This window comes from Pseudomonas sp. PA-7-1E, from assembly GCF_021605325.1.
GTDB lineage: Bacteria > Pseudomonadota > Gammaproteobacteria > Pseudomonadales > Pseudomonadaceae > Aquipseudomonas > Aquipseudomonas fluorescens_BV.
Map to the genome: position 1 here is coordinate 1 of NZ_WKFA01000101.1, position 7,063 is coordinate 7,063.

Here is a 7,063-nt window from a genome sequence, read left to right on the forward strand (position 1 = left end):
CCCGCTGGGTTGCGCAGCGGCCCCATTATTCTGGGAGCGCTTCGCACTCCAGCGGGAGCAAGCTCCCTCGCCACAAGGTTGATGTATGTCACCCGGTCGGTCTGGGCCTTCTGCATAATGGCTCAAGTGTTTATCATGGCCGGCTGTTACGTCTGGTTTCCCATTGACGGAAATTTGCTGGCCAGGCGCTTATTTCCAGGAGTTGCTGCATGACCTTTTCTTTGGCCGCCAAACTGTCGGTGTTGCTGCTGTTCATCGGCAGCACGCTGTATGTGCACCTGCGTGGCAAGGCCCGTTTGCCGATGTTGCGTCAGTTCGTCAACCATTCGGCGCTGTTCGCCCCATATAACGCCCTGATGTACCTGTTTTCCGCGGTGCCGTCCAAGCCCTACCTGGACCGCAGCAAGTTCCCGGAACTGGATGTGCTCAAGGACAACTGGGAAGTGATCCGCGAAGAGGCCATGCACCTGTTCGACGAGGGCTACATCCGCGCCGCCGAAAAGAACAACGACGCTGGTTTCGGTTCGTTTTTCAAGAAGGGCTGGAAGCGTTTTTACCTCAAGTGGTACGACAAACCGCTGCCATCGGCCGAGGCGCTGTGCCCCAAGACCGTGGCGTTGGTGAGCAGCATCCCTAACGTCAAGGGCGCGATGTTTGCGCTGTTGCCGGGCGGCAGTCACCTCAACCCGCACCGCGACCCGTTTGCCGGTTCCCTGCGTTATCACCTGGGGCTGTCCACGCCGAACTCCGACGACTGCCGTATCTTCGTCGACGGCCAGGTCTACGCCTGGCGCGACGGTGAAGACGTGATGTTCGATGAAACCTACGTGCACTGGGTCAAAAACGAAACCGAACAGACGCGGGTGATCCTGTTCTGCGACATCGAGCGGCCATTGAGCAACCGCGTGATGACCCGCATCAACCGCTGGGTCAGCAAGCAACTGGGCCGAGCAACCGCACCGCAGAACCTCGATGACGAGCGCGTGGGCGGCATCAACCAGGCGTACGCCTGGAGCAAGACCTTCAGCGACAAGTTCAGCGGCCAGGTCAAACAGTGGAAGCGCAAGCATCCCAAAGCCTACCGCATTGCGCGGCCGGTGCTGGCGGTGGTGGTACTGGTGCTGCTCTGGAAGTGGCTGTTCGGCTAAACCGCACACCATAAAAAGGCGCTGTATCGAAAGATACAGCGCCTTTTTCATGCCTGGAATGTGATCAAGACTGTGGGAGCTGGCTTGCCTGCGATGGCGGAGTATCAGCTATAAAAATGTTGGCTGACCCACCGCTTTCGCAGGCAAGCCAGCTCCCACCTTTGATCTGCGTTGCTCTTAAGAGGCGATCAACTGGCGCAGCACGTAGTGCAGAATCCCACCGGCCTTGAAGTACTCCACTTCATTCAAGGTATCAATCCGGCACAGCACCTCAACCTTCTCGCTGCTGCCATCCTCCCGAGTGATCACCAACGTCAGGTTCATTCGCGGCTCGATCTCGGCAGCTGTCAGTCCGAGGATATCGATCTTCTCCTTGCCGGTGAGCTTGAGTGTCTTGCGGTTCTGATCCAGCTTGAACTGCAACGGCAACACGCCCATGCCTACCAGGTTGGAGCGGTGGATACGCTCGAAACTCTCGGCGATCACCGCCTTGACCCCTAGCAGGTTAGTGCCCTTGGCCGCCCAGTCGCGGCTGGAGCCGGTACCGTATTCCTGGCCGGCGATCACCACCAGCGGTGTGCCCGAGGCCTGGTACTGCATGGCGGCATCATAGATCGCCATTTTCTCGCCCGTAGGGACATACAGCGTGTTACCGCCTTCTTCGCCGCCGAGCATTTCATTGCGGATACGGATATTGGCGAAGGTGCCGCGCATCATCACTTCATGGTTGCCCCGGCGTGAGCCGTAGGAGTTGAAGTCACGCGGCTCCACGCCCTGTTCGCGCAGGTAGCGCCCGGCCGGGCTGTCGGCCTTGATATTGCCGGCAGGGGAGATGTGGTCGGTGGTTACCGAGTCCCCCAGCAGGGCCAGCACGTTGGCGCCCTTGACGTCCTCGATCACCGGCAGCGGGCCAGCAATGTCGTCGAAGAACGGCGGGTGCTGGATGTAGGTGGAATCCTGCTGCCATACGTAGGTGGCTGCCTGCGGTACTTCAATGGCTTGCCATTGCTCGTCGCCGGCAAACACTTCGGCATATTCCTTGTGGAACATGCTGGTGCTGACTTGGGCCACCGCTTCGGCGATTTCCTGGCTGCTGGGCCAGATGTCCTTGAGGTACACCGGATTACCCTGCTGGTCATTGCCCAGCGGCTCGCTGCTGATGTCGATGCGCACGGTGCCGGCCAGCGCGTAGGCGACGACCAGGGGTGGCGAGGCCAGCCAATTGGTTTTCACCAGTGGGTGCACGCGGCCTTCGAAGTTACGGTTGCCGGACAGCACCGAGGCCACGGTGAGGTCGGCCTTCTGGATGGCTTTTTCGATCGGCTCGGGCAGGGGCCCGGAGTTGCCGATACAGGTGGTGCAGCCGTAGCCCACCAGGTCGAAGCCAAGCTTGTCCAGGTACTGGGTGAGGCCCGCGGCCTTGTAGTAGTCGGTGACCACTTTGGAGCCCGGCGCCAGGGAGCTTTTCACCCAGGGCTTGCGGGTCAGGCCTTTTTCCACGGCTTTTTTCGCCACCAGCCCGGCCGCCATCATCACGCTGGGGTTGGAGGTGTTGGTGCAGGAGGTAATCGCGGCGATCACCACCGCGCCGTTTTTCAGGCGATAGGTGTTACCTTCGTATTCATAATCCGCCTCGCCGACCAGGTCGGCATTGCCCACGGCAACGCCGCCTCCGCCTTCGCTTTCCAGGCGGCCTTCTTCTTTGCTGGTGGGCTTGAATTGCAGGTCGAGAAAATCGCTGAACGCTTGGCCTACATTCGGCAGGGCGACGCGGTCCTGGGGGCGTTTGGGCCCGGCAAGGCTGGCCTCGACAGTGCCCATGTCCAGGGCCAGGGTATCGGTGAACACCGGCTCCTGGCCGGCGTTGCGCCACAGGCCCTGGGCCTTGGTATAGGCTTCCACCAGCTTGACCGTCTCAGCCGGGCGGCCGGACAGGCGCAGGTAGTCCAGGGTCACCTCATCCACCGGGAAAAAGCCACAGGTCGCGCCATATTCCGGTGCCATGTTGGCGATGGTCGCGCGGTCGGCCAGGGGCAAATCGGCCAGCCCGTCGCCGTAGAACTCCACGAACTTGCCCACCACGCCTTTCTTGCGCAGCATTTGCGTGACGGTCAGCACCAGGTCGGTGGCGGTAATGCCTTCCTTGAGCTTGCCGGTGAGCTTGAAGCCGATCACTTCCGGGATCAGCATCGACACCGGCTGGCCAAGCATCGCCGCCTCGGCTTCGATCCCGCCCACGCCCCAGCCCAATACGCCGAGGCCGTTGATCATGGTGGTGTGGGAGTCGGTGCCTACCAGGGTGTCGGGGAAGGCGTAGGTGCGGCCGTCTTCTTCTTTGGTCCACACGGTGCGGCCCAGGTATTCGAGGTTGACCTGGTGGCAAATGCCGGTACCCGGTGGTACCACGCTGAAGTTGTCGAAGGCGCTCTGGCCCCAGCGCAGGAAGGCGTAGCGTTCGCCGTTGCGCTGCATCTCGATATCGACGTTCTGCTCGAAGGCGCTGGTGCTGCCAAACTTGTCGACCATCACCGAGTGGTCAATCACCAGATCCACCGGTGACAGCGGGTTGATGCGCTGTGGGTCACCCCCGGCCTTGGCCACGGCAGCGCGCATGGCGGCCAGGTCGACCACGGCGGGTACCCCGGTAAAGTCTTGCATCAGCACGCGAGCGGGGCGGTACTGGATCTCGCGGTCGGACTGGCGTTCTTTGAGCCAGGCGGCGATGGCCTTGAGGTCGGTGCCGGTGACGGTCTTGGCGTCTTCCCAGCGCAGCAGGTTTTCCAGCAGCACCTTGAGGGACATCGGCAGCTTGTCCAGGTCACCCAGGCTCTTGGCGGCTTCGGGCAGGCTGAAGTAGTGGTAGGTTTTGCTGTCTATTTGCAGTGTCTTAAGGGTTCTCAGGCTATCAAGGGATGACATTACATGACTCCTTATGGTCCGCACGGCTACGGACCTGACGGGACGAACAGAGCTATCACGTTAGCGCTGTTTTCATTAGCAGGCTAATAACTGGACTCTATCGCTGAGTCCAAGGTTCCGAACTCGGCTATCATGCGCGCGTTTTCATGACAGGTATTGCGATAGCGCAACGCCGGTTGATTCACCAGGAGATTCAATGAACACCCTTTTTATGCACTGCCGCCCGGGTTTTGAAGGCGAAGTCTGTTCCGAGATCGCGGAGCACGCTGCGCGCCTGAACGTTTCCGGCTACGCCAAGGCCAAGACCGGCAGCGCCTGCGCCGAATTTGTCTGCACCGAAGAAGACGGCGCCCAGCGCCTGATGCACGGCCAGCGCTTTGCCGAGCTGATCTTCCCCAGGCAGTGGGCGCGCGGGGTGTTTATCGACCTGCCGGAAACCGACCGCATCAGCGTGATCCTCGCCCACCTGCGCGAGTTTCCGCTGTGCGGCAGCTTGTGGCTGGAGATGGTCGACACCAATGACGGCAAGGAACTGTCGAACTTCTGCAAGAAATTCGAAGTGCACCTGCGCAAAGCCCTGCTTAACGCCGGCAAGCTGGTGGACGACCCGAGCAAGCCGCGCCTGCTGCTGACCTTCAAGAGCGGCCGCGAAGTGTTCATGGGCCTGGCCGAGTCGAACAACTCGGCGATGTGGCCCATGGGCATCCCGCGCCTCAAGTTCCCGCGTGACGCGCCCAGCCGTTCGACCCTCAAGCTGGAGGAAGCCTGGCACCACTTTATCCCCCGTGACCAGTGGGACGAGCGCCTGCACGGCGACATGACCGGCGTCGACCTCGGCGCCGCACCGGGCGGCTGGACCTGGCAACTGGTCAACCGTGGCATGCTGGTGACTGCCATCGACAACGGCCCCATGGCCGAAAGCCTGATGGACACCGGCCTGGTGCAGCATCTGATGGCCGACGGCTTCACCTTCGTGCCCAAGCAGCCGGTAGACTGGATGGTCTGCGACATCGTTGAGAAGCCCGCTCGCAACGCGGCACTCTTGGAAACGTGGATTGGCGAAGGGCATTGCCGCGAGGCGGTGGTGAACCTGAAGTTGCCGATGAAACAGCGTTACGCCGAAGTGAAGCGTTTGCTGGAGCGCATCGAAGAGGGCTTCAAGGCGCGTGGCATTCGTGTGGAGATCGGCTGCAAGCAGCTCTACCATGATCGCGAAGAAGTGACCTGTCACCTGCGCCGCCTGGTAGATGTAAAGAAATCCAAAGGCCGCTGATATTAAATGTGGGAGCTGGCTTGCCTGCGAAAGCGGTATTACAGTCGAAGTTTATGTTGAATGTGCCCCCGTCATCGCGGGCAAGCCCGCTCCCACATTGTTGAGCGGTGCCAGTTTTAGGAGTGAAGTATGAGTCTTGAACTGCCGGTTGATGGCACCCTCGACGCCACCGGCCTCAACTGCCCGGAACCCGTGATGATGCTGCACCAGCACATCCGCGACCTGCCGGCGGGCGGCCTGCTCAAGGTGATCGCGACCGACCCGTCGACCCGTCGCGATATCCCCAAGTTCTGCGTGTTTCTCGACCATGAACTGGTGGATCAGCAGGAAGATGCTGGCACCTACCTGTACTGGATCCGCAAGAAAGCCGATTAAGCCTGCGCCTTTTCGGCCCGAATGCGTCGGCGTGCACTGCGCGCCAGGCGCACCACCAACATCCCCGCCGCACAGCTCAAGCCCACGATCAGCCCTTGCCATAAACCGCTCGGGCCGCTGGGCTCGCCGAGCCAGTTTGTCAGGCCCAGGGCGTAACCTACCGGCAGGCCCACGCCCCAATAGGCGAACAAGGTCAGCACCATGGTCACCCGGGTGTCCTGGTAGCCGCGCAATGCGCCGGCGGCGGTGACCTGGATCGAGTCAGAGAACTGGAACAGCGCCGAGAACACGATCAACATCGACGCCAGGTGGATCACCACCGGGTCGGGGGTGTAGATCGCTGCAATTTGCTCGCGAAACAACAGCATCAAGCTGCAGGAAAAGCAGGCATACGCCAGTGCGGTGCCCATGCCGACGCCGGCGGCGAAGCGTGCTTCCCGAGGTTCGCCGCGCCCCAGCGCCTGGCCGACGCGCACGGTGACGGCCATGCTCAGGGAGTAAGGGATCATGAACACCAAGGAGCTGACGTTCAGCGCGATCTGGTGACCGGAGACCACCGTGGCGCCCAGGCTGCCGATCAACAAGGCGATCACCGCAAAAATACTCGATTCGGCAAAGATCGCCACGCCTATCGGCAGGCCAATGCCCAACACGCGCTTGATCACCGCCCACTGCGGCCAGTCGAAGCGCTTGAACAACTCACTGCTTTGATAGGCCGCGCCCCAGCGCGTCCAGATGGCCAGGCCGATCATCATCACCCACATCGCAATCGCGGTAGCCCAGCCACAACCCACGCCGCCCATGGCCGGTACGCCCAAGTGGCCGTAGATGAAGATGTAGTTCAGCGGAATATTCAGCGCCAAGCCGCACAAGCCCATGACCATGCTCGGCCGTGTGCGGCCCAGGCCGTCACTGAAACAGCGAAACACGTAGTACAACGCCACCGCCGGCATACCGGCGGCGATGCCGTGCAGGTAGCCCATGGACGGCTCGATCAAGTCGGGTTCGACCTTCATCGCATGCAGGATCGGCTCGGCGCATAGCAACAACAGCGCCCCTGCGATGCCAACCACGACGGCCAGCCACAATGACTGACGCACCAAGGGCCCGATCTCGCTGAACTGGCCCGCACCGTAGCGCTGGGCGACTTTCGGCGTGGTGGCAAGCAGAGTGCCGGTCATCAACAGGTACACCGGGATCCAGATCGAATTACCCAGGCCCACCGCCGCCAGGTCCTGCGGGCTCACGCGCCCGGCCATCACCGCGTCGACGAAGCTCATCGCGGTGGTGGCCAGTTGGCCGATCATGATCGGCAAGGCCAGCGTCAGCAGGCCGCGCACTTCCCGGC

5 protein-coding genes are annotated in these 7,063 nt (G+C 61.6%); 3 read left to right on the plus strand and 2 right to left on the minus strand.

The features are described from left to right. Nucleotides 1-209 precede the first annotated feature (209 nt). Nucleotides 210-1,148: an aspartyl/asparaginyl beta-hydroxylase domain-containing protein gene (locus GIW79_RS29040; RefSeq protein WP_005786126.1), complete on the plus strand. Its 939-nt coding sequence runs from the start codon at nucleotides 210-212 to the stop codon at nucleotides 1,146-1,148. Between the two features lie 177 nt (nucleotides 1,149-1,325). Here the strand turns inward: GIW79_RS29040 and acnA are convergent, their stop codons facing one another. Beyond that, entirely contained in the window at nucleotides 1,326-4,067 is a 2,742-nt protein-coding gene (gene acnA, locus GIW79_RS29045) for an aconitate hydratase AcnA (protein WP_236477468.1), read from the minus strand. A gap of 196 nt (nucleotides 4,068-4,263) precedes the next feature. Here acnA and rlmM point away from each other — a divergent pair, with 196 nt between their 5' ends. Continuing rightward, a complete protein-coding gene (gene rlmM, locus GIW79_RS29050) occupies nucleotides 4,264-5,340 on the plus strand; it encodes a 23S rRNA (cytidine(2498)-2'-O)-methyltransferase RlmM (RefSeq protein WP_054919968.1) in 1,077 nt (358 codons plus the stop codon). A gap of 129 nt (nucleotides 5,341-5,469) precedes the next feature. Then, on the plus strand, nucleotides 5,470-5,715 hold the full coding sequence (tusA, locus tag GIW79_RS29055; protein WP_014717501.1) for a sulfurtransferase TusA: 246 nt from the start codon (nucleotides 5,470-5,472) through the stop codon (nucleotides 5,713-5,715). Here tusA and GIW79_RS29060 read toward each other — a convergent pair. Further along, nucleotides 5,712-7,063: MATE family efflux transporter (locus GIW79_RS29060; RefSeq protein ID WP_268935677.1), on the minus strand; the 1,352-nt coding region annotated here is incomplete at its 5' end. The two genes, tusA and GIW79_RS29060, sit on opposite strands and share 4 nt — an antisense overlap.